The sequence below is a fragment of the Deltaproteobacteria bacterium genome, from assembly GCA_016931625.1.
Lineage (GTDB): Bacteria > Myxococcota > XYA12-FULL-58-9 > XYA12-FULL-58-9 > JAFGEK01 > JAFGEK01.
Genome location: JAFGEK010000079.1, coordinates 36,733 through 62,018, shown reverse-complemented (window position 1 = coordinate 62,018; position 25,286 = coordinate 36,733). Strand labels below are relative to the sequence as shown.

General features: G+C 39.2%; 23 protein-coding genes. 8 read left to right on the top strand and 15 right to left on the bottom strand.

Annotated features, from left to right (window positions below):
- Positions 1–37 precede the first annotated feature (37 nt).
- Positions 38–1,591 carry a hypothetical protein gene (locus tag JW841_07295; GenBank protein MBN1960736.1) on the bottom strand — a complete coding sequence of 518 codons (1,554 nt, stop codon included), beginning with the start codon at positions 1,589–1,591 and terminating at the stop codon, positions 38–40.
- A 296-nt stretch (positions 1,592–1,887) separates the two neighbouring features.
- Between JW841_07295 and JW841_07290 the strand changes: the two genes are divergently transcribed.
- Together JW841_07290 and JW841_07285 are read left to right on the top strand one after the other, a co-directional pair.
- Positions 1,888–3,612 (top strand): GAF domain-containing protein, encoded by a 1,725-nt coding sequence (locus tag JW841_07290; protein MBN1960735.1) that lies wholly within the window; start codon positions 1,888–1,890, stop codon positions 3,610–3,612.
- A 57-nt stretch (positions 3,613–3,669) separates the two neighbouring features.
- On the top strand, positions 3,670–4,476 hold the full coding sequence (locus JW841_07285; protein MBN1960734.1) for a hypothetical protein: 807 nt from the start codon (positions 3,670–3,672) through the stop codon (positions 4,474–4,476).
- Positions 4,477–4,489: 13 nt separating this feature from the next.
- On the opposite strand, the gene JW841_07280 is transcribed toward JW841_07285, so the two are convergent.
- The 8 genes from JW841_07280 to JW841_07245 form a co-directional block, all read right to left on the bottom strand.
- Entirely contained in the window at positions 4,490–4,777 is a 288-nt protein-coding gene (locus tag JW841_07280) for a DUF503 domain-containing protein (protein ID MBN1960733.1), read from the bottom strand.
- A gap of 78 nt (positions 4,778–4,855) precedes the next feature.
- Positions 4,856–7,801: a translation initiation factor IF-2 gene (gene infB, locus JW841_07275; GenBank protein MBN1960732.1), complete on the bottom strand. Its 2,946-nt coding sequence runs from the start codon at positions 7,799–7,801 to the stop codon at positions 4,856–4,858.
- Between the two features lie 14 nt (positions 7,802–7,815).
- Positions 7,816–8,412, bottom strand: a complete 597-nt coding sequence (locus JW841_07270; protein ID MBN1960731.1) for a DUF448 domain-containing protein — start codon at positions 8,410–8,412, stop codon at positions 7,816–7,818.
- A 25-nt stretch (positions 8,413–8,437) separates the two neighbouring features.
- Positions 8,438–10,168 (bottom strand): transcription termination/antitermination protein NusA, encoded by a 1,731-nt coding sequence (gene nusA / locus JW841_07265; GenBank protein ID MBN1960730.1) that lies wholly within the window; start codon positions 10,166–10,168, stop codon positions 8,438–8,440.
- 98 nt (positions 10,169–10,266) lie between these two features.
- Positions 10,267–10,842, bottom strand: coding sequence for a ribosome maturation factor RimP (locus JW841_07260; protein ID MBN1960729.1), 576 nt, complete (start codon positions 10,840–10,842; stop codon positions 10,267–10,269).
- A gap of 424 nt (positions 10,843–11,266) precedes the next feature.
- Positions 11,267–13,033 (bottom strand): glycosyltransferase family 39 protein, encoded by a 1,767-nt coding sequence (locus JW841_07255; protein MBN1960728.1) that lies wholly within the window; start codon positions 13,031–13,033, stop codon positions 11,267–11,269.
- Between the two features lie 39 nt (positions 13,034–13,072).
- The gene (locus JW841_07250; protein ID MBN1960727.1) at positions 13,073–14,170 is read right to left on the bottom strand and encodes a glycosyltransferase family 9 protein; all 1,098 of its coding nucleotides are present in this window, start codon (positions 14,168–14,170) and stop codon (positions 13,073–13,075) included.
- Between the two features lie 299 nt (positions 14,171–14,469).
- On the bottom strand, positions 14,470–14,766 hold the full coding sequence (locus tag JW841_07245) for a hypothetical protein (protein ID MBN1960726.1): 297 nt from the start codon (positions 14,764–14,766) through the stop codon (positions 14,470–14,472).
- Between the two features lie 76 nt (positions 14,767–14,842).
- On the opposite strand from JW841_07245, the gene JW841_07240 reads away from it, so the two are divergent.
- The gene (locus JW841_07240; GenBank protein MBN1960725.1) at positions 14,843–16,729 is read left to right on the top strand and encodes a hypothetical protein; all 1,887 of its coding nucleotides are present in this window, start codon (positions 14,843–14,845) and stop codon (positions 16,727–16,729) included.
- Between the two features lie 91 nt (positions 16,730–16,820).
- Here the strand turns inward: JW841_07240 and JW841_07235 are convergent, their stop codons facing one another.
- Positions 16,821–17,216, bottom strand: coding sequence for a hypothetical protein (locus tag JW841_07235; protein ID MBN1960724.1), 396 nt, complete (start codon positions 17,214–17,216; stop codon positions 16,821–16,823).
- Between JW841_07235 and JW841_07230 the strand changes: the two genes are divergently transcribed.
- Positions 17,195–18,190 (top strand): Fic family protein, encoded by a 996-nt coding sequence (locus JW841_07230; GenBank protein ID MBN1960723.1) that lies wholly within the window; start codon positions 17,195–17,197, stop codon positions 18,188–18,190. The genes JW841_07235 and JW841_07230 overlap by 22 nt on opposite strands.
- Here the strand turns inward: JW841_07230 and JW841_07225 are convergent.
- Positions 18,172–18,381 carry a hypothetical protein gene (locus JW841_07225; GenBank protein MBN1960722.1) on the bottom strand — a complete coding sequence of 70 codons (210 nt, stop codon included), beginning with the start codon at positions 18,379–18,381 and terminating at the stop codon, positions 18,172–18,174. The genes JW841_07230 and JW841_07225 overlap by 19 nt on opposite strands.
- 106 nt (positions 18,382–18,487) lie before the next feature.
- Between JW841_07225 and JW841_07220 the strand changes: the two genes are divergently transcribed.
- The 3 genes from JW841_07220 to JW841_07210 all read left to right on the top strand — a co-directional run bounded on the left by JW841_07220 (position 18,488) and on the right by JW841_07210 (position 20,706).
- Entirely contained in the window at positions 18,488–18,733 is a 246-nt protein-coding gene (locus tag JW841_07220; GenBank protein ID MBN1960721.1) for a helix-turn-helix transcriptional regulator, read from the top strand.
- A 141-nt stretch (positions 18,734–18,874) separates the two neighbouring features.
- Positions 18,875–19,618, top strand: coding sequence for a hypothetical protein (locus JW841_07215; protein ID MBN1960720.1), 744 nt, complete (start codon positions 18,875–18,877; stop codon positions 19,616–19,618).
- 152 nt (positions 19,619–19,770) lie between these two features.
- On the top strand, positions 19,771–20,706 hold the full coding sequence (locus JW841_07210) for a DUF1848 domain-containing protein (GenBank protein MBN1960719.1): 936 nt from the start codon (positions 19,771–19,773) through the stop codon (positions 20,704–20,706).
- 92 nt (positions 20,707–20,798) lie between these two features.
- On the opposite strand, the gene JW841_07205 is transcribed toward JW841_07210, so the two are convergent.
- A complete protein-coding gene (locus tag JW841_07205; protein MBN1960718.1) occupies positions 20,799–21,065 on the bottom strand; it encodes a hypothetical protein in 267 nt (88 codons plus the stop codon).
- 404 nt (positions 21,066–21,469) lie between these two features.
- Here JW841_07205 and JW841_07200 point away from each other — a divergent pair, with 404 nt between their 5' ends.
- The gene (locus JW841_07200) at positions 21,470–22,282 is read left to right on the top strand and encodes a hypothetical protein (GenBank protein ID MBN1960717.1); all 813 of its coding nucleotides are present in this window, start codon (positions 21,470–21,472) and stop codon (positions 22,280–22,282) included.
- Positions 22,283–22,322: 40 nt separating this feature from the next.
- Here JW841_07200 and JW841_07195 read toward each other — a convergent pair whose 3' ends face one another.
- The 3 genes from JW841_07195 to JW841_07185 all read right to left on the bottom strand — a co-directional run bounded on the left by JW841_07195 (position 22,323) and on the right by JW841_07185 (position 25,282).
- Positions 22,323–22,490 carry a hypothetical protein gene (locus tag JW841_07195; GenBank protein MBN1960716.1) on the bottom strand — a complete coding sequence of 56 codons (168 nt, stop codon included), beginning with the start codon at positions 22,488–22,490 and terminating at the stop codon, positions 22,323–22,325.
- Positions 22,457–22,732, bottom strand: a complete 276-nt coding sequence (locus tag JW841_07190) for a hypothetical protein (GenBank protein ID MBN1960715.1) — start codon at positions 22,730–22,732, stop codon at positions 22,457–22,459. The genes JW841_07195 and JW841_07190 overlap by 34 nt, the downstream gene beginning before the upstream one ends.
- 111 nt (positions 22,733–22,843) lie before the next feature.
- The gene (locus JW841_07185) at positions 22,844–25,282 is read right to left on the bottom strand and encodes a heavy metal translocating P-type ATPase (protein ID MBN1960714.1); all 2,439 of its coding nucleotides are present in this window, start codon (positions 25,280–25,282) and stop codon (positions 22,844–22,846) included.
- Positions 25,283–25,286 lie beyond the last annotated feature (4 nt).

The window sequence follows — 25,286 nt, the reverse complement described above, 5'->3', positions numbered from 1 at the left end:
AGAATTCTCTTTTCTTATATATTTAAATACTATTTTTTCATTCTGTAATTATTATTTCACCGCACATAACTATACGATCAGGCAAACTCAATATAATTTTCTTCTTACCAACCCCAAACTTTGGTGGTGGTACTATCACTACTAATTGTTTTAATTTTTTTTGTAAAATCTTCGCTTTAGTCTCACCAATTTGTACTAATACATCTTCAGGTAAATTTAAAACTGCTAACGATAATTCTTCGCCTATCTTTACTTTTTTAGCATTCGTCTGGCAATGCATCTCTAATGAAACGGTACTAATTGCTCCTTTAACAGGATATCCTTTAATCCCGCCAACACCATTACCAACTTGTATATTACTAAGATTTGAAGCTACATCTGAGGTTGGGTCTTTAGAACTAAAAAATATTTTTTTACCATTATTTATTGTTTTTACTTTTGCTGCATGAGCGATATTTATATTTAATTTATTATTTTTTTGTCTGGCTTGATTATCAACCAATAATCTATCAACTTTACCCCAACATTTAATATTACTATCTTCTTGTAATATACAGGTAAATTCTTCTACCGCCGTAATATCAACTATTGCTTGTTCATTTTCAATCATTATCGGTTTTACCGAATGCTCGAAACTATTCTCATCTTGTGATAACTCACCATGATCATTTAGTCCCCAACAGGCGGCCCTACCATCTTTTTGTAATATGCATGTATGCGCAAAACCTAAAGTGATAAAACTTGCCTTTAGGTTATCAAGACGAAAAGGTTTAATAATCGTCTTAGGTGTTTCTACTCCAACTTGACCATAAACATTCTCACCCCAACACCATATCCCTCCGTTGGTTTTAAGTGCACATGCATGTTCTTCGCCAAAGGCAAGCTGTGATAAATCTTCAAGCAATATTTTTACGGGTTTATAATAACGCTGATATGATCTACTGTTAGGTATTGCAAATAAATCTGATTTATTTGTACCCCAACAATAAGCTTTTTTTGTTTGATCAATAGCACAGGCAAACTGATCTGCAGCTACAATTTTTTTAATGTTTTTTAAACCCTTTATTTTTATCGGCTTTATACTATAACGTTTTTCTGTACCTAAAATCCCGCCAATGCCAAGGCCCCAACAAGATACCTCACCATTTTGATGTAGCGCACAACTAAATGAATCGCCACAAGCTATACTAACCGCGTTATTAATTTTCCAGACAGCCACTGGTATTTGTCGTTGCTCATTTTTCCTGTCTTTATTATCTCCTAGAAAACCATAATCCGTATCACCCCAACACCATACCCTTTTTTTATTTGTTATTGCGCATGCATGATCTCTACCGACAGATATCTGTTTTACATTACTAAGTTTAGGAATATATACTGATGAATTTTTTGGGGTAACACTATATCCATGATCACCAAAACATATTACCTGCCCTTCTTTAATAATGCAGCCAAATTTTTTGCCTATCGATAACCTTGGGCTGGCGTATACCATATTTATATTTCCAATGAATATAGTAACAATTAATCCTATTTTTAAAATTGTAAGCATTTCATGTACCTGTAATTTTAAAACCCATATTACAAACATTCTTAAACCATATTCTTTAAAAAAATATTAAGCAAACCATTATAACTCATATGTGGGTATTTTTTACCTACTATTATTTTTATATATGTCATCAGCAATTTACTTACCTATCATGCAATTATATTGCACTGGGGTGATTATACCCTGGGCTTAAAATACCATAACACTTTGTAATTCTAATACATCAACATGATATAAACTTCGAATAATTGTTATGTTGTTCACATTATTAAGGTAATCAATAACTAATAGCTATATTGGTATACATTTTGCAAAGCTTACCATTGAGGAATTAGATGGTAGCTTTTACAAAAAAGCAAAAACCTACTATTATTGCTGTTACTGATCATTCTCGACTTCATCATGCGGTAAATAGGCCAAAAGTGTCATCTTCATTAAATACTATAATGCATAGCAACAATGTTAACGACATCGGTAAAATACTAGTTATTGGTGATACTTCATTTGCCCAAGAAACTACTGAAATTGCCAATAATCTAAATGCAAGTGTCATTGCTGTTACTGACCTTAGGCATGCATTGAAGTACTTACGCATTATTACTATTGAATTATGTCTAGTTGATATTGATTTTCTACAAGCAGACGCAGTTACTGTAATTGATACGTTAACTCAAAAAGAACCTGAAACTGTAGTTGTTTCAGTTGCAACCACTAATTCTTTAAAGCGAGCAGTAGCAACACTTCGTGCTGGTGCATTTGATATATTGCAGCGTCCACTGATTGAAACAGAACTAGTTGATATATTGAATCAAACATCTAAATATCGCTACCATCAGTATATTGGCAAATTATGTAGTGCCATTCACGATGTATTCAGTGCTGAGCGTGAACATTTACCTGAATTCATCGTTAAAAATGCTGCTTTTGTTATGAATGCCGATGAAGCATCACTGCTTTTACCTGATGGTGAAGGAAGATTGTATGTAGCTCACTCAACAAATCCTCATGCTATTCAAACTGCAGGTCAAAGCATACCTATGGATTCATGTGTTGCCGGCCGTATAGCAACTAAACGAACTCCTGTTGTATTAAATGGCGGACTTAATGGTGACTTGCGATTCAATAACATTCCTCAAGCAAACCGTCCCCTAAGCAGTATTGTTTATCCGCTGTTTCGTGGAGTATCGCTTGTTGGTGTCTTAACTCTTAATCGTCGACCAGCACATCGTCCTTTTATTCAACGCGACCTAGATCGTGCAGATTTATTGGCTCATCAAGTGGCTATAGCTCTTGATAATTTACGTAGAATACACACTATGGCTGGTGCTTCGCGTCTTGGTGCAGTTGGCCAACTAGCCGCAGGTATGGTGCACGAAATAAATAATCCTCTCTCATGCATTTTGGCTAATTTAGAATTAGTCCGCTACGAACTTGACCATATAAATAATGATAACGAAGACAACAATTACCAAAGCGATAAGAATACACTCGAAAATATTAAGCAAATGATTGCCAGCGCTGAAAATGGCGCTTCACGCATTATGGAAATTGCGCGCGATGTCCGGCTAATATCGCGTAGTGAAAAAACTGATTCATCAGTATTTGACTTAGGTGATGCTGTACGTTCTGCTTTGCGTATCGCTGGCGCACAAATGCGTTGTACCGCAGCTATTGAACTTGATTTGGCTCCTAATTTATCTATCTCTGCAAATCCGGGACAAATAGCAGAAGTTGTTTTACATCTGCTTATGAACGCTGAAGAAGCCATGCGAGCGCCAACATGTACAAAACGTGAACTTAAAATTAAAGCACAACGAAATGATAATCAAGTATTACTACATATTATTGATACTGGTCCTGGAATTTTACCCACTAGCCTTTCACGTGTTTTTGAACCATTTTTTACCACTAAAGCCAATGATGGACATACTGGTTTAGGTTTAAGCATATGCCGAGAAATTATTCAGCAACACAATGGCGCTTTGCATGTTACTTCTAACTCAGATAATGGAACCGAATTTACTATTATGTTACCTTTTATATCTTCCTCTGAACCATAAAATTAAACGAAACTTAGAGTTACTTCATCAAAACAATTATGTTAATGAAATATTTATATGATTTTATATCCAAATAAATCGTTTATGTTTTATTTTTGTTTTTGCCTGTGTATTAGTTTTACATGGACCAATCCAAGAGCACAGGCTAAAAATAAAACTTCACAAGCACAAGCAATAAAACTTTGGATTTCAGCCAAAGGAATAACCGGTCGAGTTGGTTTAGCAATAAATAAAACAACTATTATATACATAACCAATAATGGCCGTATGCAACTAAAAATTGCGAGAATACCAAATACCACTTCGTTAAATATTTCTATTGAATCACAACCTTCTCAAACAGAATGCAATATTAGCCCATCATCAGCTATTCCGCTTGATTTCGAAAAAACTATTAATCTTAGCTGCACTACTAAAAAAAATATTTTTAAACCTATTCTACCTATAAGTCATGCTATCAACATTAATCCTTTACTTGGCCAAGCTGTACTTTTGATTGATGCGCCTTTAAAAACACCACCTACCGGAATTTTTAAACTTGAATATCATAATGGCAAAACCTGGGTCGATACAGGTTTAAATGCAAAGGCCACTTATAATGCTACAAATAAAGAATGGCGTTTTAAACTTGATACTCGCATATTTCCTGCAAAACAAAGACTACGTATAACTATAACTCCCACCGGTGGTACCGACTTTGATGGTAATATCTTACCGACTATACCCATTAGTTGGAGTTTTACTACGACAGCAAATCCACTTACAAAAGCCTCTGATCGTAAACCTAACAGTGGTTGTCCTATTGATTCATTAGATTCGAAAGCAAAGCCTGCCACCGCTAATGATCCCTGCAATTCACCTTAATAGTTACGTTATTTTAATAATTCTCAATAATCTTATGAGCATCGAGCACATCTGCTAGCGCCATTTTAATAACGAAATGCTCAACTTTATCGAGTAATCCTTGAACGTAACGACGATCATTACCTACAGCAACAATCCCAAGCACCGCATGATCTGTGCAATCTTGATCTTCGACTTCGGCTGCAGCAATATTAAAATTACTCTGTAAGCGACCGATTGTCCTTTTAACTACTGATCGCTTATCTTTTAATGAATCGTTGTCATACAACGCCATGGTTAATTCCATGACTCCAACAATCATATAAACCCCAAACCTTTGATCACAAAGGATATAAAAACGTAATACCTTAAAAAAGCAAATCTTAAAAATTAGATATACTTATGGGGTTGCTGATGCACCCGAACCACCGTCATGACGTTTGCCACTAGTTACTGGTGCATGCAATACACGTGCGATTTCTTCAATTTGATAGAACTCAAGCATATCGCCAACTTTGATGTCGTTATAATCCTGCACGCCGACACCACATTCTTGGCCTGCATCAACTTCTCGTACGTCATTTTTGAAATGTTTCAAAGAAGAAACCGAACCATCGTGAATTTGTACGCTATCACGTAATACGCGTACACGAGCTGCACGTAATGCTTTGCCATCTATTAAGCGGCATCCAGCAATTTGACCAACCTTGGTAATACGAAAGACTTCACGCACTTCTGCATGACCAAGTAGTTTCTCACGAGTTTCTGGTGCCAATAAACCTTGCATTGCAAGACGAACATCTTCAATCACTTCATAAATAATATTGTAGCTACGAATTTGTACGCCTTCACGCTCTGCCAGCTCGCGAGCATTGTTATCGGGACGAACATTAAAGCCAACAACTATACCTTTAGATGCAGCGGCTAAAGTAATATCAGATTCTTTAATACCGCCGACACCCGCTAAAACTATGGTGACTTTAACTTCAGGCGTTACTAAACCAAGCAAGGCTTCTTTAACTGCTTCAACTGAACCTTGCACGTCAGCTTTTAAAATAACTTTGACTTCAAGGTCATCAGCGTCTTGCATACGCTTCATCATATCTTCAAGCGTAACCGCACTGCGCTGAGCCGCTTCTTGGTTCTTACGTTGTATACGATGAGTAATAATTTCACGTGCAGTTTTCTCTGAAGCAACCGTATGTACAGTATCACCTGCTGCCGGAACACCTTCGATACCAGTGATTTCAACTGCTGCAGATGGGCCCGCAGAGTCTAAACTACTGCCTTGATCATCTTGCATGGCTCGTACTTTACCAACATACTCGCCAACAACTATCGAATCACTTCGTTTTAATGTACCTGTTTGTACTAATACAGTAGCAACCGGACCTCGACCACGATCGAGTTTTGCCTCTAAAACTACACCAACTGCGGCTCGATTAGCACTTGCTTTAAGCTCTAAAACTTCGGCTTGTAGCAATATTGCATCAAGCAAATCATTAATACCTTGTCCCTTAATCGCTGAGGTATTTACATAGAGAGTTTGTCCACCCCACGCTTCAGGGGTTAAGTCAAACTTAGAAGCAAGCTCTTGCATAACCCGATCAGGCTTAGCATCAGGACGATCAATTTTATTGACCGCAACAATAATAGGTACCTTAGCCGCTTGAGCATGCTTTACCGCTTCTTCAGTTTGCGGCATAACACCATCGTCAGCGGCGACAACCAATACAACAATATCAGTAACTTGAGCGCCACGGGCACGCATAGAAGTAAATGCTGCATGACCTGGGGTATCAAGAAAAGTAATTTTGCCCTTTTCTGCTACGTCAACTTGATATGCACCAATATGTTGGGTGATGCCACCAGCTTCACCTGCAGCTATGCGTGAAGCACGAATAGCATCAAGTAAAGAAGTTTTACCATGATCAACGTGCCCCATTACTGTAACAACTGGTGGACGTGATTGCTGGTCTTCGTCTTCTTTAGTAGCATCTAATGCTTCAAGCGCATTTTCTTCATTAAAAGCCGTTGATTCAACAGTGTACTCGTATTCAGCAGCAAGCAACGTTGCTGTATCTAAATCAATTGATTGATTTTGTGTTATCATCATCCCCAAACCCATGAGTTTTGAGATGATTTCAGTAACTTTAACACCAAGCTGATGCGCAAAATCGGCAACAATTATGCTTTCTTTCATACGAATAATGCGTTTTGAAGCTTTACGCTCGATAACATCCTGTTTCTTGATGCCTTTTACCGCCGACTTTTTACGCTTCAATCTTGCTGGGTGAAGCACTCGTTCACGCATCTCGAGTAAATCACGCTTACTCGGTGCACGTTCTTTTTTTGAAACCTTACCAGAAGGTGGCGATTTAGATTTACGATCGCGACCAACATTAATCATTTCACGACCGCGACCAAAAGGATCCGTCACAACTTTAAGTTCGGTAACTTGACCAAAACGCTGTGCCGGACCATTGTTTGATGATGGTCTTCGATCATTTTGACCTTGATGGCCGCCACCTGAATGACTACCACTACCACTACCACTACCACTACTACCACCACTGCTGCCGCCAAGTCGCCGACTTGGAACGCGTTCCATCAATTTCTCACGATCAATCATACGTACAACAGTGGCTACACCTGGTCGTGATCGTGAAGGTGTTGAAGAATTTTGTGAAGCCCCACCAGATTTTGACTGCTGCTGGCCATGATTGCGTGAATGGCCATGTTGATGGCGAGATTGATGGTTATTATGTTTACGCTCTTTTTCTTGAGGACCGCCGTGCGTCGAAGATGGCTTGTTCCTACCTTCGGTGTGCCTATTGTCTTTGCGCTCTCGTGAGTCTTTTTGTGTAGATGTGACAGGTGCTGATGAAGCTCTGGTTGACGGCTTGGATGATCTCACCTCAGCCTTTGCTTCAGGGGGTATGGCAACCATAGTTTTTGTGACTTCTTCTTTAGTTGTTGCTGGTTTTTCTATTTCTTTTACGACAGTGTCAATATTCTCATTAATTTGCTCTTTGGCTATCTTTCCAACTGGCGCTGTAATCACTGGCATATTAGCTACCGTGGCATCAACCTTTGCAGTTTCAACCCTAGGTTTAATATCTTGTCGTTTTTTAACAATCATCATGCCCGGGCGTCTTGGCGATGCTGCTGCGGCTTCAGCTGCTTCATCAGCTTTTGTTTTGCCAAGTATCTGCCGGGCTTCTTCTTCATAAACAGAGCTAGAGTGACTTTTTGCGTCTACTCCTGCATTTTGCAGGCGCTGTAACACTTCTCGAGTGTCAAGCCCATACTCTTTTGCCAATTCATGTACTCGCTTCTTGCTCATTGCAACACCTCGAGTCACTCTTCCTTCGGCAAGGCGCTATCGCGAGTTTGTCCCTCATACCATACAGTCAGCCAATATGCAGCCTGTTTAGCAAAAGAACTTTTAGCGATACCCAAGACAAAAACGCCCTTTAAACCTATGGCACGACTAAGCTCATTACTATTAGCAAATACAAATGCATCTTTTGCAAATGCTCGTTGCACTCGAGAAGATGCATCTTTTGCCAAAATAATGCATGCTGCCGTTTGTTTATCTAACTGGTCTTGCCCAACAATAAGTATTCCTTGTCGTCTAGCCAAGCCCAATACTGTAAAGATTTTCTGTTGCGCTATGTCAACGAGAGCTTTGCGCATCAAATTTGGCTCACATACTACTACCGGTTTACGCAAAGCTTTAGACACTAAGCGCGCGTCAAGTTTTTCAAGGCATGGATGTTTATAACAAATCCATGCTCCCCGACCACCGGTTGGATCACCTATAATTACTGCGCCGTTTTTTTCATATAGGCGCAATAATTCAAAGAGTGGACGCGATTGTCGACATACCACACAACTACGCTGTGGTGTCGTCGAAATGATATCCTCTCTATGTGTTGTTGCGCACATCATCATCAAATACTTTTTAATTCCTTAATAGTTACGCAGGACTACCAGAGACTTCAGACTGCGATTGCTCTTTGTTTTTACTCACGTCAGTGGTTAATGAGGTTAATTTGGCAATACCGTCTTCAACACTGATACCAAGTTCATCAGCAGTACTACGAATATCATTCTCTTCTTTTAGCCATTGCGAGGCAGCATACTTGAGTTGTTTTGCTTTGCTCTCACTAATTGAAAGTTTTTCTGCTAAATCTTCAACTGACGCATCGGCAATTTCTTCAACTTTGATAAAACCAGTATCTTGCAACTGCTTCAACATAGACTCACCGACTCCGCGTACTTTTTGCAAACGGCCAAGATCATCAAGGCCAAGGATTTCTTGCAAACGTTTAGCTGCATCAACTGCTTTTTGCGCGCGTTCAGCATCAACACGAGCATTTTCTTCACTTTCTTTTTCTTCAGCAGCAATCTGCTTGGCGCTAGCCAACACACTATCAAGCAAACCATCATCCATTCCGGGGAATTGCATAAGAAAATCATGCTGTGAATCAAATAATTGTTGTGCTGAACGAATACCATGATTGTATAAAGTTTGAATTAAAAACTCATTAAGACCATCTACTCTAGATAATGACTTCCAGGCTTTATCTTTTATTTCAGCTATACGTGATTCAGAGTGAATATCGAGTCGCCATCCGGTTAACTGTGAAGCTAAACGCACATTTTGCCCTTTACGGCCAATGGCTAATGAAAGCTGATCATCAGGAACAATAATTTCCATGGCATGATTGCCTTCATCAATAAGAACGCGGCTGACTTCAGCAGGTTGTAGGGCATTGCATACGAAAGTTGCAGGATCCTCACTATAAGGGACAATATCGATTTTTTCACCGCGAAGCTCTTGAACTACTGCTTGCACCCGTGAACCTTTCATACCAACACACGCACCAACGGGATCAACATCGCGATCGGTAGACGAAACGGCAATCTTGGCTCTAGCGCCTGGCTCACGTGCGGCGCTTTCAATTTTAACAATACCTTCATAAATTTCAGGCACTTCAAGCTCAAAAAGTTTCACTAATAGCTCTGGACATGTACGCGATAGCACAATCTGTGGCCCACGTGCATGCTCTTGAACTTCAATAACATATGCTTGAATACGATCTGCAGCACGATATGACTCACGCGGCACTTGCTCACGCATGGGCATAACTGCCTCGGCTCGCCCTAAATCAACAATAATATTACCACGTTCAAAACGACGAACTATACCCGTAACTAATTCGCCTTTTCTGTCTTTATACTCGGTATATACTATATTGCGTTCAGCATCACGAATGCGTTGAATAATAACTTGTTTAGCGGTTTGTGCAGCGATACGGCCAAAACCTCGACGATAAGTTTTAAGCCGTAAAATATCTCCATACATATTATCTTGCTCACGAGCGGCGGCAGCATCTTGATCAAGGTAGTAAATCGGAAAAACCATCTCATCGCCAAGATCAACATCAATATTGCGTTGGCTGCATTCATCGACGGTTATTTCATTGTATACATCTTCAATATTTTCAACGACCTTAATCGTCTGGGTAAGATCAACAGCACCCTTCTCAGCGTTAAACTGCGCAAGAAGATTACGCTCCGCGCCAAAAGCACGTTTTGCTGAGGCTAAAATTGCTTCTTCGAGAGCTTGGATTAAGACCTTGCGGTCTATTCCTTTCTCTTTGCTAACCACATCGAGAACGGTAGTGAGGTTCTCATCTGACATGATCGCATCTCCTTGACCCCCGCTGTACTTAAACCCCTGACAAAAGTAGCTCTAAGCACAACGTGATTAGCGTTAAGTCAAAACCTCTCCCATTTAGATTAAAGCTCTGGCACCAAATTGGCGCGCAAAATAAGCTCAAAAGCAATGGCGTACAAATTGCCATCAATAGCTACGTTAATATTATTTGCATCACAACTTATTAGCTCACCATTAAAACGCTTTCGCCCCTCTAATGGTTGCCGTGTAGTTATTTTGACCTTCTGCCCAATAAAACGCCGAAAATCTGCAGGCTTTACTAATGGTCGGTCAAGACCAGGTGATGATACTTCTAAATGATAACGACCAGAAATATTATCTGATATACCTTCTGCATCAAGTACATCGCCAACGAGACGAGAAACACGGGCGCAATCCTCTACACCGACCCCGCTATCACGCCCATCAGCACGCCCATCAGCACGCCCATCAGCACGCCCATCAGCACGATCGATATATAATCGTAAAATATGTTGACGTGGCAGAAATTCACAAAGCACAACTTCATAGCCATGCCCTGCTAATACAGGCGATACCGCCCGCTCGACTTCTGCACGTATAGATAATTCTTCGCCCACGTAAAACCACTTTTCAATCTCTGCAATAAAAACAAAAAAAAATGGGCTCGTAACCATCACGAATATCACAAGCACCATACCTGCGATAATTCGCTTTGGTATTAAGGCCCACCTAGAGCAGACTTAAGCTGCCTTGCTTAAGACTTCTACCAAATGTGTTGGCGTTTGCTTATCAAAACGGCAATAAGATTGTCAACTGTATTAAAAAAAAATGTGTATTATAGCCGAATATAAGGCTATTTTTGGTTTGCAATACCTAAGCGTTTTTATTTTAGGTGAACAAAATTCACTAAAATGAAGAGTTTGTTTCTGCCATTAACTGCTTATGTCGACGTCTTGAGAGGACTAAATTTACTATGAATAATGTTAAATGCACGAATAATAATATTAACCCTATACAAAATAAAGATAGACGGGCAAAAACTGTTATGGCATTTTCACAGGTACGCTTAGTGTAAATTTCAAGCCAGAAATCTCCATTAAACTATCTACTGCCCATAACTATTAAAGCTGCAGTTATAGCGTTATTATTAGGATGACGAGCTTTTGCACGCAACATAAGCCATTTCGCAATTTCGTTATAGTGTGGATATTTATCAGTAATTGCTTGTTGCAAAAAATGTTGTGCCAAAGTGACATAAGCATTGGGAATATCGGTAATATCATAGATAAAAATTGAATGGCCAATAGTTGTAATTAGTGGCCAAGTATATGTTGAGACCGGATAAGCCAATTCTTCTTGACCAGGGCGCATCAACGCCGTAGCGCTAATGGCAACGAGATCTCTTTTAGGCTCTAGAGTTTTTACAAATGATAAAGCATCATTAGACTGCTTAGCTTTAGCAACAATCGTATCTATTGGATAGAATTCTTTTACATTAGAAAAAACATCTGCAATCAGTAATGTTGGTTTGTTGGCACTCCATAATGATAATTGTGCAACATCCTGACCCCAATCGACATTTGAATCACTTAAATAGCGAAAACCACCGTTTGACCCACCTACAATTTCATTAAAATAAGCAAGGTAATGCGGCGCGGTTTGTACGCTGGCTTGAACTGACCAAAGCGTTAGTGATAACACGCCTAGCGTTAATAGTTTCGCATTTTTAAAATCGAGACAAGAGCCAAAACGACCTGCCAAAAGTATAAACAGGGCTAAAGCTGGCAACACGTAGCGAATACCTATATGAATACGCCCGAGAGTGAATAACAACATCATAAATGCAAGTATACCGACTATATAACCTCCATCACGCCAATTTAGTGCCTTGCCTCGTTTATAAAAAGCTAGCGAGAGAATAATTATAACTAATGTACCAAGTGGTATTTTTAATAAAAACGCCATTAAATAATATGAAGCCCATCCATGTTTGCCGTATTGACCAAAAAAGTATGACCCATGCCCATGCCCGGCGTGGCTTGCTTGATCGCCAAAACCCAGAAAAAATTCGCCAATGCTATGCACTTGGTAAATTATCACTAATACACTCAATGCAATAACACCAACGCGCACTAGTCGACCTAAACCAATTTTTAATACCGCCCTTATCTTAAAGCACCCGCGCGGTGAACCTTGTTCAACATATGTGGTAATTAATATTGTTGGTACCACGACGCCAAAACAAAGACCAAAATTAGAAAATTTTGTGCAGACTGCCAAACCGGTGGCAAGTCCTACTGCATGCAACCAATTGCAAGTGAGATGATTATGCCACTCCCATAAAATATATAGAAAAAGGATAAAAAAGGCCGTGGCACCAACATCAAGAGTAGCTAGTGAAGAATGAGCAATAAGGTTCGGCTCAAATGCTGCAAGCACCGCAGTAAACGCAGCAGCAGCAGGGCCAAATAATCGATAAGACCAAATAAAAAGAATAGCTATAAGAAATACCCCAAGCACGAGATTGGCATAACGCGCACGCCTGATAAATGCATCACGATCAGAAACTTCAGAACCTAAAAAACGACGGGCGCGGCGCCATTTATTTTCGTTAGTATCAGTATAATTATCATTGGCGGCAATTAAATTAGGCAAACCAAGAATATATTTAATTAGGGGTGGGTGTTCGTTATTGAGTTTTAAATTAGCACCTTTCAAGTAGGCATAACCTGCGGTCACATAAAGACTTTCATCAAAGGTCAAGCCTTTTGAAGTAATAAAAGTGCGGCCTTGCGCAATGAAAGCAAAAACGGCTAGTATAGCAATTGTTATGGCAATATTTAGTTTGCCTCTAATCATGGCGTTCATATAATAGGAATGCAAGATACAATAAAGATACTTATTAAATTATTCGCTAGTAATCTGTTGATAACATTCAATCGCGGCTTGAGCAACTATTGTAGTTGTAATCTCTTTATGACAACATAAATCATCACAGGTAAAACGATAGCATGGACTGCAAGTACAATTAGCGGCAACAATACGAATTTCTGCTTGTGGTAACGGATGCCAACGCACCGGGTTACCCGCAGTAAATATCGCGACAACCGGCGTACCCATTAGAGCTGACAAATGCATCAAGCCCGTATCTACTGATAAAGTAAAAGTTGCTTTAGCCATAAGCGTTGCTGCATCACGAATTGAACTAGTACCGACAAGATCAACAACCGGTTTATGAATTTGCTCTAGTAGGCTTGATAACTTTGAACGATCGGACGCCGCCCCTAAAATCACCGGTATTAATCCGGTTTGCTTGACAATCAACTCAACCGCTTGCCCCATTGATGACAGCGACCATTCACGCGTTGGCGCTCGTGCGAAAGGTGCCACACAAAAATATGGATGATCCGCCATTATGCCTGCAGTAGTTGCATGCTGTGCATATAGATGTAAGGTGGCGTCGCGTTCGTTATCGCTTAGCCAATACAAAACTTTTGCGGTAGTTTGTATATTTGTATTTTTTATTAAAGGTTGCACAACGGCTAATATCTCTTGATCAATACGCTGTTGGCCAAAAAACTTACGTGGTATCCCATCGGTAATTAACAGATTGTCAATTGAATGCGTCCACGCGAGCCTTTGTGGTGCTTTAGAAAGCAATAGAAACAAGCTATCACGCAAATAATAACGCAGCGGACGCGCAAAATCTGGGGTGTGCAAATTAGCAATGCTGGCGAGATTTAAAGCTCGCAAGTTATTTAATAAATTTAAGGCTGCTTTTTGTTTTGCTTGCGAACGATCATAAGCAATAAAAACATCTGCTAACGGGCAACCGCGAAAAAATTCACTCATACGCTTTTCGTGCACGCGTACTATGTGAGCTTGTGGTTGAGCACAACGCACTGCCTGCATAGCCGGTAAGGTCATTATACTGTCGCCGAGTGCGCCTAACTCAAAAAGAACAATGACCTCACGACCGTGCAATTTGTTATCGTTGTCATCCACGAAGCAGCACCATAACGTAAGCAACTAGACTGCGGCTATGTTTTTATTTAGTCAGGGCGTGTCCCTAAATTGATTCATAGTTTTTTAATGATGCTTCTAACTCATTGTTATAATGTATTTTTTCGTTACAAAATAAATAATTTTGATTTAATTGTCTTTTATGTCATCCCCGCGAAAGCTTAGGATCCAAATGCTAAAATTCATCGTATTTGCTACTGGATTGCCGCTTTCGCGAACAATGACGATTTAATTTAGGGACACGCCCTGATTATGTAAACAATATTAAACAAAGAAAAGACTTATGGTTTATGCGCATAAACCTTGGCGCTCCAGATTTTACCTTCGAGACTAAGCAATAAAGCGGGTAATTGTGCTTTAATATCTTCACAGCCACATAGATTTTCAAGATTAGATGCGGCTAATCCTTCAATTTGCGGAGCATCATAAAAAAGACGATCGCGAACTTCAACATCAACAAGCCCTGCTTTTTGCAAGCCCGCTAAATACTCTTCTTCGCTGATGGCGCCACTTACACATAAAAACTCAGTCTTATGGTTAACCAAAGCAAAGTAATCTGGGTAAATAATACTAAACATATTATGGGGTATCCCTAGTTAAGCTTCTTTTTTACGAGTATAAAAAATGTAGACTATACGTACTCTGGAGATGATTATGTGTTCTTTTATTCCAATCGATCAAAGAATACCTAATGTACCAAACGTACCTAACGCAAACACTGTACAAGCAGTCTCTGATGCTACAAGCAACAAGATTACATGTTTATCATCGGCGATTACCCTGCTTATCGACGATATTGCTTCGATTCAGCAAATTATTGCCCAACTTGAGGCTGAGTTTGCCGATTTAGAGATCCCTGACCCAGCAAATTTTCAAAAGACCGAGACGCGCAGCGAAGGCTCGCCGCCCAATGCACGCAGCATAAATATTAATACTATTGATACCGCCGCGTTTAATGCAGCTATGACGCATTATCAACAAAAACTGCAAAGCTTACGCGCAAAGATTGACAGCGCACGCAATGAGCTTGCCCAAAAAGAAAACGAGCTTGCAGCACGGCAACAAGAGCTAGCTGACGCTCAAGACGAGCTTACCCAAGCTCAACAAAAGTTCGAAGAAACGTTGCCCAATGACCCACAAAATCAGCAAGTGTCATGCCAGGAGTATGAAGCACTGAGAAACGAGGCCGAAGAGGCGCAAAGGCAGGCACTCGAAGCGCAAGCTCAGGCACAAAAAGCGCAAGATGAACTTCAGCGTTCGCTTAATGCAATTGATGAGATGTATGATGCAACAAACAAAATCACCGACCAGAGTAATGATGATGAATTGCAAACTTTTATCGACAATAGCACACGGACTAAAAACATTGCGCTAGCTAACTTAACAAGCGCCAAAGACCATCTGCCACGACGTGTGGATGATCAAGTCGTACCACCATTACATGCGTTATCAACAGCAAACTACGCCGAGATAACACCAAAACTTGCATCGATTGAAGATGGCGTAACCGCCAAAGAAAGCGAGCAAATTCTTAAACTTGTAGATGAAAGTACCGGTTTTATTGACCCCGAGTCTTTTGATCGAATGGAAGATACATGGCGTGCCGCAGGCTTTAGTGATGCTGATGTAATTATTGCCATGCTACGTATGGGCAACGGCAAATCCGAAAATGTCGAAGCAGCAGTTAAAAAAATCCGTGAGCTACTTGATGAAAGTGGCGTTTTTAATTTTGATGTGACCCACAACGAACTTAAGCAAATCAATGATATTTTGCATGGTCTCAATCGTGTTGAAAAGCGCGTAGTTTTTGACGCATTAAGCGACGAAGAATTGCAGCACTGGGCAAAAGAAATTAATAGCAAGGCCATATTAGGCTTTGGCGGTCTCTCGGCTGATGAGAAAAAAGACCTGATGAACATGATGGCCGAAAGCCTTGCAAGCCGGCAGCTCGTCGAGTTTGCAAAAACCTTGGGGCAAAGCCAAGATACAATAACCTTAGCGCAAGCTATTAGTGCCAAAAGTACTGATTATACTAAAGGCGAATTTCTTAAAACTATGATCAATATGACCACGGATATTGAGTTTTATGAATACTATAAAACCTGGGAGGCCATTGATATTAACCTGGCAGAAAAAATTATTAAAGAAACAAACAATGACCATGCGCGCGCCTGCTGGGCAGTGCTTTTAGTAAAAAATGCCTCCAAAGAAACCGATCCAGAGCTAAAACATGCGCAATATGTAGAAGCCGAGGCTATAGCCAGGTCGTTACTCGCGACTAATTCTGGTAATGCACTTGCTGCCCAAGCACTGGGTGAGATCCTAATGGCATCCGGCAAGATTGACGAAACCATTGAGCAAATGACCGCAGTAATCGAAGCGAATCCTAGGGCCGCCTATGCCTATTATTGGCGCGGCATGGCCTACAACCAGCAACGTAAAATAGCGCGCGAATATGATGATTTGAAAATATTTGTAAAACTAGTACACAGTGGCCCAGAGAGAAATTTAGCGATTGTATTAATGTCTGCAATTAAATAATACTAGCATCGACACATTGGCACCTAAAAGAAGCGGGGTCAATTAATTTATCCGTTCGGTAGGAGTCGCGTTAGATGAGAACAACAAATTTTTAAAAATGCGCATCTTCATCATCAGTTTGTTCCTTCTCTAAAATGATCAGACTTTGATCCCACTCCTCTGGAGTCATACTTTGAAGCTTACCATTTTGATCAAATAATCCTTTGTCAACTGAAATAATAGATTGCCATCCTTTATCAAGCCTACACCAGCGATACGAAGTATTAGTATTACAATCCTCATAGTATCCCTTGGCGTTTTTAAGCCATATACTCAATTCATCTAGATTAGTAAAAAATATACGGTATTCTGTTTGGGTTAAATCCGCTAGTCGTCGAAATGCTGGGTGGTTAAATATTAAAATATCTTTAATAGCATCATCGCGATTGCGACGTTCCTCTGTTAAAAACGTAACTAACTGATTTAATGTCTGCGCGGTCTCATTCATTTTTTTTAGAGTCGTTAGTTCTTTTAAGCGAGCGCGTTCTTGTAAAAGACGTTGAAACACTTAATCCTAATGCTGTGCGATCATCAATTACACGTCGTCTTGGTTTAAAAACTGCAGGTTTACCTCGCATTGAAAAAAATGCAGATGGGCAAGTGGAAGTTTTATTAGATGCCACCACAAACTGTAATAAATCATTAACGGCAAGCAGACTTAAGGCATGGCAGGCCGCACTGTTTCCTACTGGTTACTCTGGCATGCAGCAAATTCCAGTAGGCAAGTGGCGTAAAACGGCTTCACCAATGCAGGTTGTTTCAGGGCCAATAGGTCACGAACGTGTTCATTTTGAAGCACCAACTTCAAAAAATGTACCTTCTGAGATACGCCAGTTTTTATTGTGGTGGGCAAAAAGCCGCAGTGTTGAAGATGGATTAATTCGTGCGGCTAAAGCTCATTTATGGTTTGTAACTATTCACCCATTTGAAGATGGTAATGGTCGTATTGCGCGTACGCTTATCGATATGGCTTTGGCTCAAGATGAAGAAACAAAAATTCGTTGCTACAGCATATCTGCGCAGATACAAGCTACTCGTGATAGCTATTATGAAATCTTAGAAAAAACACAAAAAGGTAAAGGTGATATTACTGATTGGTTGATTTGGTTTTTAGAAACCTTTTCGGCAGCTATTGCTCGTTCTGAAAAAGAACTTGAGCGAATATTTGCTAAAGCTCGTTTTTGGCAGCGCCGCGAGACCACTGGTCTTAACCCTCGACAGCTAAAAGCATTAAATAGACTATTCGATGCATGGCCCGATGAATTCTTTGGTGGTCTAACAACTAAAAAATATGCACATCTTACAAAAACCAGCCCTGCTACTGCCAAACGCGAAATTTTAGATATGCGCGAGCGCGGGTTACTTAAACAACGTGCGCATACCGCCGGACGCAACGTTAGTTATTATTTGATGATAAAATGATTAATTAACTCCCAACGTAAACGCTCACGTTTAGCAAAAAATTCTCGCAGTAGCACAGCGATTGCTGCTAAACGTTCGTGGTCATCAAGATAATGGTTGTCACAAACATGAAAATCTATGCGACCAAGTAAGGCAAAAACGTCTTCGTCCATTTCGCAGGCTATATCTGTTATAAGGCGAATGGTTTTCATTGTTTAGTAATTATCTTCAAATATTGGCCTATAATAGGCTTCATATGTCGATATTAGCACTAGTGCGTATGTTATCACAAGTGTAAATGATTTAATTGCACTATTTGTGGGTGCTAAAAACGTCGATAGTTATCATTCTAAGGCACGTCGCCTCTTAAATACTCATATTCGGCAACATTGGCCAAGCCAAGTAGCATTTGCTGATGCTTTAGCTATGTCTACGGTTCAGTTAAATCGTTATATCACCGGTCGCCTGCAGCCCAACCTTGAGAATGCCTTTGCGATTGAAAATTTAACTAAACAGTCAGGTAAGCCGGTTGTTTATGCTAAGGATTGGTTGAGTGAAAAGTAGATACGTTCATTTCTTCCAACTGATAGAAATCTTTTTTTGGTTAATAGCGCAATCACGTAAATAAAGATTGATTAATGTTTGATATGGGATACCAAAATCATCCGCTAACGTTTTAAAATATTCGATAGTTAGTTTATCGATTTGAATTTACTTTCAACGAAATATAATCAATTAACAGAACCTAATGTAGCTAAAATAGATTATAGTGACCCATCAACTAGATTTGCATATATATATCGTTATGTTACATGCCATGCCAATCTTGTTTATCGTCTCATTTCTACTAGTAATAGATTAACCAAATTATTTAAAGCAGAACAAGTAACAATAAGCTGTGTTGGCGGTGGACCTGGCAGCGATTTGCTTGGTGCTATCAAATATTATGCTGATCATGACTCGTTATCAAAATTAAAATGTTATTTACTAGATGGAAATAAAGCATGGAACGAATCTTGGAGCGATGTTGATAAAAAAGTTGACTCTAAGCTATGCTTATCTGTCAATTTTATGCCTCTCGACGTAACTGAAAGAAATACATGGTTGCCTTATAAAAAATATCTACAAGCTGATTTATTTACCCTTGTCTATTTTATCTCAGAGCTATATCGATTTCGTAACCAATGTACCGATTATTTTAATTATTTATTTTCAGAAGCCAAGTCTAATTCATATATGCTATTTATAGATAATAATTCTGCAAATTTTTATAACTGGTTTGATTCACTCACACAAAACTACGATTGGGAAGTATTAGAAAAAGATGAATGCAATATTCAATTAGATACTGACAAAGAAAAAACAGATCTTGGAGAATATTTCAAAAAATTCGGATGTCCAAAATTAGAAGCTAATGTTGCATATCGTATAATTAGAAAAAATGGCTGATTAAATTTTTTTCAGATTTATGTACTATCCATTTTTTAAAAATATCATTAAAATTAGTGTAGGCAATAACACGATTGCCTCACGAAAACATTGGGCAAAATATCAACTTGAACAATATCTTATTTCAATTATTATTAACCAGGATTTTTTAAATGATAATAAGTTGCAGTAGACGTACTGATATACCAGCCAATTACTCTCGCTGGTTTATGAAAAGAATAGCCGCAGGATATTGTACTGTGGTTAATCCCCTTAACAACAAGCAAGTGTCATTTATTTCTCTCAAGCCCGAGGATGTTGAAGTTATTATATTTTGGACTAAAAACCCTAAACCATTGCTTCCATATCTCAACGAATTGACCGATAAAGGTTTTCTCTATTATTTTCAATTTACTATTACTGGTTATGGCCAAACACTTGAGCCAGGTGTACCGCAACTAGATCAAAGTATCGAAACATTTAAATTTTTGTGCAAATACTTAAGCCCTGCGCATGTGATATGGCGATATGACCCAATAATCATTACACGTAGTATGTCTATACAATATCATCTCAATAAATTTACCATGATTGCAGAACAATTATCTGGTTACTCGAATAGAGTTGTTATCAGTTTGGTTGATCATTATCGTAAGGCAAAAAAACAACTCAATGCTATCGGCAGTATAGATTTTACAGCAGATAATAATGAACTCATCAAACATGAGATTGGCATATTAACAGGTAATTTAAAAGAAATTTCTAATAAAAATGGATTTGAAATTGTTAGCTGTGCTGAAGCTATAGACTTAAAACCCTATGGTATCAAACCTGGCAAATGTATTGATGATGAATTAATTAAACGTATTTTTCATTTCGAAGTACAAAAAAAGAAAGACCCGGTACAACGCGAAGAATGTGGATGTGTAATTAGCCGAGATATTGGAGCTTATGATAGTTGTAAACATGGATGTAAATACTGTTATGCCTCTTCACATAGAAAGAGAGAAAACCATAATGAAGATTCACCATCATTATTAGGATGGTATGATGCACAGCAAAAATCTAATCAAATAAATAATAGTCAACTTGAATTTAATCTGAAATAATCAAATGATGCTATATTCATATAGTATTGCATACATGCAATACTATCATGCGTAATATAATTTAAACATATTTATTAGCTGTAATCATAAATTCATAACCCCATAATTCTACACATAATATATTTCATCAATCTTAAGACGCGAATTCTCTTTAGCTTATCGTTAAAACAAATTTTCATTGCACGTACTATGGCATGTAACGCTTGTATTAGTTCACTATCAGGTATAGCATTTGCTATTTGCGATAATTCTGAATCGTAGCTGAATTTATCAAAAAGGGCACAGCAAACAGTGCCCCTACAGCATTTATATTGTTTAGAATGTGCAAGATCACAGTAATTGTTGCCAATTTCAGGCATGGCCGAACCTCCGACAGTAGCTATGTCAGTATTAACGCAGTTATTTATACGCTAATAACCGACGCAATAATGCGCCGCTCTGTCGGGACGGCTCCGCTCACAGCAGGTGTTCTTAGCACCGAAAACGACTTTCGCCTAACGGGGCTATGTGTGTCAAGCCAACAAATACTAGCGATTATTCATAATTAAACAATTAATAATTACTTCATTAATATGTCCCTATTGATTTTATTTTAATATAGGACATACTAGTAATGTAATTTGCAATATATGTAAATGAGTGATTGCTGTATTCGCTTAATCTCATTTGGTTATAAAATAGATGAAATATACGAATCTTGGCATGTCCTTGTAAATGAATGGAACAAAATGTACCCCAATAATCCGGTTAAAGAGTGTGAAGAATGAAGACGGCAGATCTAATTATTGTTGATGCAAATAATAAATCGAAACCCTTCGAACGCCTCAACCCTTTTATTCTTAGTCGTCCTAAACAAGCTGAACTAGATATGCCCTCCTTAACAAAATCAGCACTATGGATAGTTAAACGAGCACACGATATTAGTGATCTTGTTGCTTATTGGAGAGCTTACTATTTAAAAAGTAATATACGAGAACAGCGTTTATTGCTGCTTGAGCATATAGATAGTTCAAGAATCGATTTTCTTAATGCTTTCTTCAAATCTGTAATCGTTCGACAAAATGATGTTAGCATGCTTAATTCTGCTGATATCGCCGAAGTACTTGCTGCCTCTAATCATAACGACCTTTTTATTGGCGGGCGTGTCGATGCTAAAGATAAAGTCATAACACTATATCGCGGTGACATGAGTCGATTAGTAGCACCATTTTCTTTATTTAGTAATTCATCAGGCCATAGCAAACCAAACTTTACTGACTTTGAAATTATTGATTACGGGCAAACCATAAAACTTGGTAACTACGAAGCATCTGCAGACGCTATACTTTTCGAGTTAGATGCAGATTATCGGCGCCGTGCTAAAAAGAATCGTTTAAAAAAAGATAGAAGCTTTGGTGCTGCGCTTCGTCGACTCCGACTTCAGCGCGGTCTTAGACTCAATGATTTCTTACCAGATGTGACCGAAAAAGAAATGGGACGTATAGAGCGTAATGAAGTTAAAAATCCACATCAATCAACTATACAAAAAATTGCTGAAAGGCTTAATGTTAATCCCAATGATATTGTAACCTATTAATTACAATTTGCTACCTGGCACCACTGCTGCTGCTTAATGATTAAGTTTTCTTTTCGTACCAAGTACCTTTGCCTTCTCCTCTCTGTATAATATAACCAGTTTCATATAGTTGTTTGAGATGCTTTTTTATCGTGTTGCGATTAGCCTTAATAAGTATCACAGCATCGCGAACTGTTATGCGCCCATGCTCCCTAATAATTTCAATAATTTTTTCTGATAGTGTTTTATATCTAACCCTGAAAGTATTTTTTCAATCTCATCATCGTTAAGCTGTACACCTTCTATACGAATTGAAGAGCCAACCGACTCTATAGTTGCTATTTTTTTGAAAGCAGATAATCGTTCAGGAGCTAGATTACCGATAGCTTCCCAACGACCCTTAAACTCATCAATTTCGGCAATATTTTTTAATAATTTTGCAGTTATGACTAGCTTTTTTAATGGTTTCATTTTTTACCCATATGTTTATCCATAAATATCCATATATTAATGAAAATATCAATAATTATGGATATTTTTGGATATATTTATGGGTATTTGCCTTGAAAAAATTTTTTAACACTACCCCAACTTCACTCGCCGCAATCTTAAACTATTGCTAACCACAAACACGCTACTAAAAGCCATAGCGCCGGCGGCTAACATTGGATGCAAAAAACCCAGCGCTGCAGCGGGGATAAGCACAACGTTATAAAAAAATGCCCAGAATAAATTTTGCTTAATTGTGCGCAAAGTTTGGCGTGATAAATTTATCATCCGCGCTACGCCATGCAGGTTACCGCTAATCAACGTCACCGATGCCGTAGCCATGGCGACATCGGTACCGGTACCAATAGCAATACCCACATCGGCTTGGGCTAAAGCTGGCGCGTCATTTATTCCATCACCCACCATTGCAACTATATTTGGTATATTTTTATTTTCATTAGCTGTTTGCAAATCTTTAATTGCCTGGGTTTTATGCTCGGGCATTACTTCGGCAATCACTTTACTAATACCAATCTTATTGGCGATTGCTGCTGCAGTTTTTTGATTATCACCGGTAAGCATTAGTATTTGCAAACCCATATCACGCAACTTGGTGATTGCAGCTTGCGAGTCTTCTTTTACTACATCAGCAACAGCGATAGCAGCAGCAACTTGAGCATCTATAGCTACCAGCATCACGGTTTTGGCTTCGTCTTGCAAACGAGTAACCTCAGAAGCAAGATCATTTTTCAGCCAATCGTGAGTTTGCATCATTTTAAAATTACCAATAGCCACGATTTTGCCATCAACATCAGCAAGTACCCCATAACCAGGCTCGGCCTCAAACCTAGTAGCCTCTAATAACTTTAAGCCACGAGCTTTGGCTGCTTGCAAAATCGCCTCGGCCAAAGGATGTTCACTGCTCGACTCTACCGAAGCGGCAAATTGCAATATTGTATCAGCGCTTAATGTCGCATGTTGATTAACTACAATATCAGTAATAGTTGGCAGACCTTTGGTAATCGTACCTGTTTTATCAAACACCACAACTGACAATTTACCAGCGCGTTCAAGTGCCTCGCTATTGCGAAACAGTATCCCTGCTTGTGCCGCTTTACCAGTACCAACTAATACTGCCGTTGGGGTAGCTAACCCCATAGCGCACGGGCAGGCAATTACTAAAACTGCCACCGTATTAATTAAAGCACGCGTAAATTGCCCATCAACTGTGCTCGCCACAAAATACCAAGCATTAAAAGTTATTGCGGCAATAATTAATACAACTGGCACAAAAATGGCCGATACTTGATCAGCTATTTTTTGAATCGGTGCTTTGCTGGCTTGTGCATCTTGAACTAGTTTTATTATTTGCGCTAATGCTGCTTCTTTACCAACTTTAGTAGCTTCAAACTGCAACGTACCCAGTCTATTTAATGTAGCACCAATGACCGTGCTACCTTGCTTTTTAGTTACTGGCAGCGATTCGCCGGTTAACATCGATTCATCCACGCTACTCTGCCCAGCAATCAGCACACCATCTACCGGAATATTTTCTCCTGGTTTAACCACAACAATGTCACCAACTTGCACATCATCAATTAACACTTCGACTTCTTTATCATCACGAATCACATGTGCACTCTTGGCGCGTAATCCCATTAATTTTTTGATGGCTGCGAAGGCATGCCCTTTGGCACGGGCCTCAAGATATTTGCCAAGTTTTATTAGGGTGATGATAACCGCCGCAGTCTCATAATAAACATGACCCGGCAACAATCCAAAAGTTACCGGTAGCGAATAAAAGAAAGCTGCTGATGAACCCATGGCGATGAGTACATCCATATTTGCGGCTTTATTGCGTAGTGCTTTATATGCGCCACTATAATATTGTGCACCAACGTAAAATTGCACCGGGGTTGCCAATGCCAGTAAAAGATAATTACTCCACGGCCCTGTCGGTATTATGGGCAACAAATTAAAATCGCGCCCCATACTAATAAGAAATAATGGTACCGTTAATAACAAGCCAACAATAAGCAATCGCTTTTGTTGCGCAATTTCTAGCGCCCGCGTTTGCGCCTCAATATCTTGGGCTTTTGCACCAAGTTCGATAGCAGCAAACCCGTTAACTTTAACCACCTGGCGCAATTGTGCTTGGCTGACAATTGTTGGCACATATTTGATGCGCGCTTTTTCAGTGGCATAATTAACTTGAGCAGTTACTACTCCGTTAGTGCTACTTAATGCTTTTAATAATCGCTGTGCATCACTATCATCCGCTAAGTTTTTAATAATTAATTCGGCTTCACCAGTAGCAATGCCATAACCCGCACGCTTAATACGAGCTATAAAATCTTGCAGCGCAAGTTTGCTTTCATCATAACTTACTGTAGCACGTTCAGATGAAAGATTTACTACCACGCTATTTACACCGTTAAGCTTTTTTAGATTACGCTCAATAGTAGCAACACAATTAGCGCAGGTCATACCGGTAATCGGTAGAGTAAGCTGTTTAGTGCCAGGCTCATTCATAGAT

Bases quoted from the DNA above. Each gene is read 5' to 3' on its own strand.
- JW841_07200 (MBN1960717.1), top strand. From the start codon at position 21,470: ATGAAGACGGCAGATCTAATTATTGTTGATGCAAATAATAAATCGAAA.
- JW841_07270 (MBN1960731.1), bottom strand. From the start codon at position 8,412: ATGATGATGTGCGCAACAACACATAGAGAGGATATCATTTCGACGACA.
- JW841_07235 (MBN1960724.1), bottom strand. From the start codon at position 17,216: ATGAATGAGACCGCGCAGACATTAAATCAGTTAGTTACGTTTTTAACA.
- JW841_07225 (MBN1960722.1), bottom strand. From the start codon at position 18,381: ATGAAAACCATTCGCCTTATAACAGATATAGCCTGCGAAATGGACGAA.
- JW841_07245 (MBN1960726.1), bottom strand. From the start codon at position 14,766: ATGTTTAGTATTATTTACCCAGATTACTTTGCTTTGGTTAACCATAAG.
- JW841_07205 (MBN1960718.1), bottom strand. From the start codon at position 21,065: ATGCCTGAAATTGGCAACAATTACTGTGATCTTGCACATTCTAAACAA.
- JW841_07280 (MBN1960733.1), bottom strand. From the start codon at position 4,777: ATGATTGTTGGAGTCATGGAATTAACCATGGCGTTGTATGACAACGAT.
- JW841_07230 (MBN1960723.1), top strand. From the start codon at position 17,195: ATGTCTGCGCGGTCTCATTCATTTTTTTTAGAGTCGTTAGTTCTTTTA.
- JW841_07210 (MBN1960719.1), top strand. From the start codon at position 19,771: ATGATAATAAGTTGCAGTAGACGTACTGATATACCAGCCAATTACTCT.
- JW841_07285 (MBN1960734.1), top strand. From the start codon at position 3,670: ATGATTTTATATCCAAATAAATCGTTTATGTTTTATTTTTGTTTTTGC.
- nusA (MBN1960730.1), bottom strand. From the start codon at position 10,168: ATGTCAGATGAGAACCTCACTACCGTTCTCGATGTGGTTAGCAAAGAG.
- JW841_07190 (MBN1960715.1), bottom strand. From the start codon at position 22,732: ATGAAACCATTAAAAAAGCTAGTCATAACTGCAAAATTATTAAAAAAT.
- JW841_07255 (MBN1960728.1), bottom strand. From the start codon at position 13,033: ATGAACGCCATGATTAGAGGCAAACTAAATATTGCCATAACAATTGCT.
- JW841_07290 (MBN1960735.1), top strand. From the start codon at position 1,888: ATGGTAGCTTTTACAAAAAAGCAAAAACCTACTATTATTGCTGTTACT.
- JW841_07295 (MBN1960736.1), bottom strand. From the start codon at position 1,591: ATGTTTGTAATATGGGTTTTAAAATTACAGGTACATGAAATGCTTACA.
- JW841_07240 (MBN1960725.1), top strand. From the start codon at position 14,843: ATGTGTTCTTTTATTCCAATCGATCAAAGAATACCTAATGTACCAAAC.
- infB (MBN1960732.1), bottom strand. From the start codon at position 7,801: ATGAGCAAGAAGCGAGTACATGAATTGGCAAAAGAGTATGGGCTTGAC.
- JW841_07185 (MBN1960714.1), bottom strand. From the start codon at position 25,282: ATGAATGAGCCTGGCACTAAACAGCTTACTCTACCGATTACCGGTATG.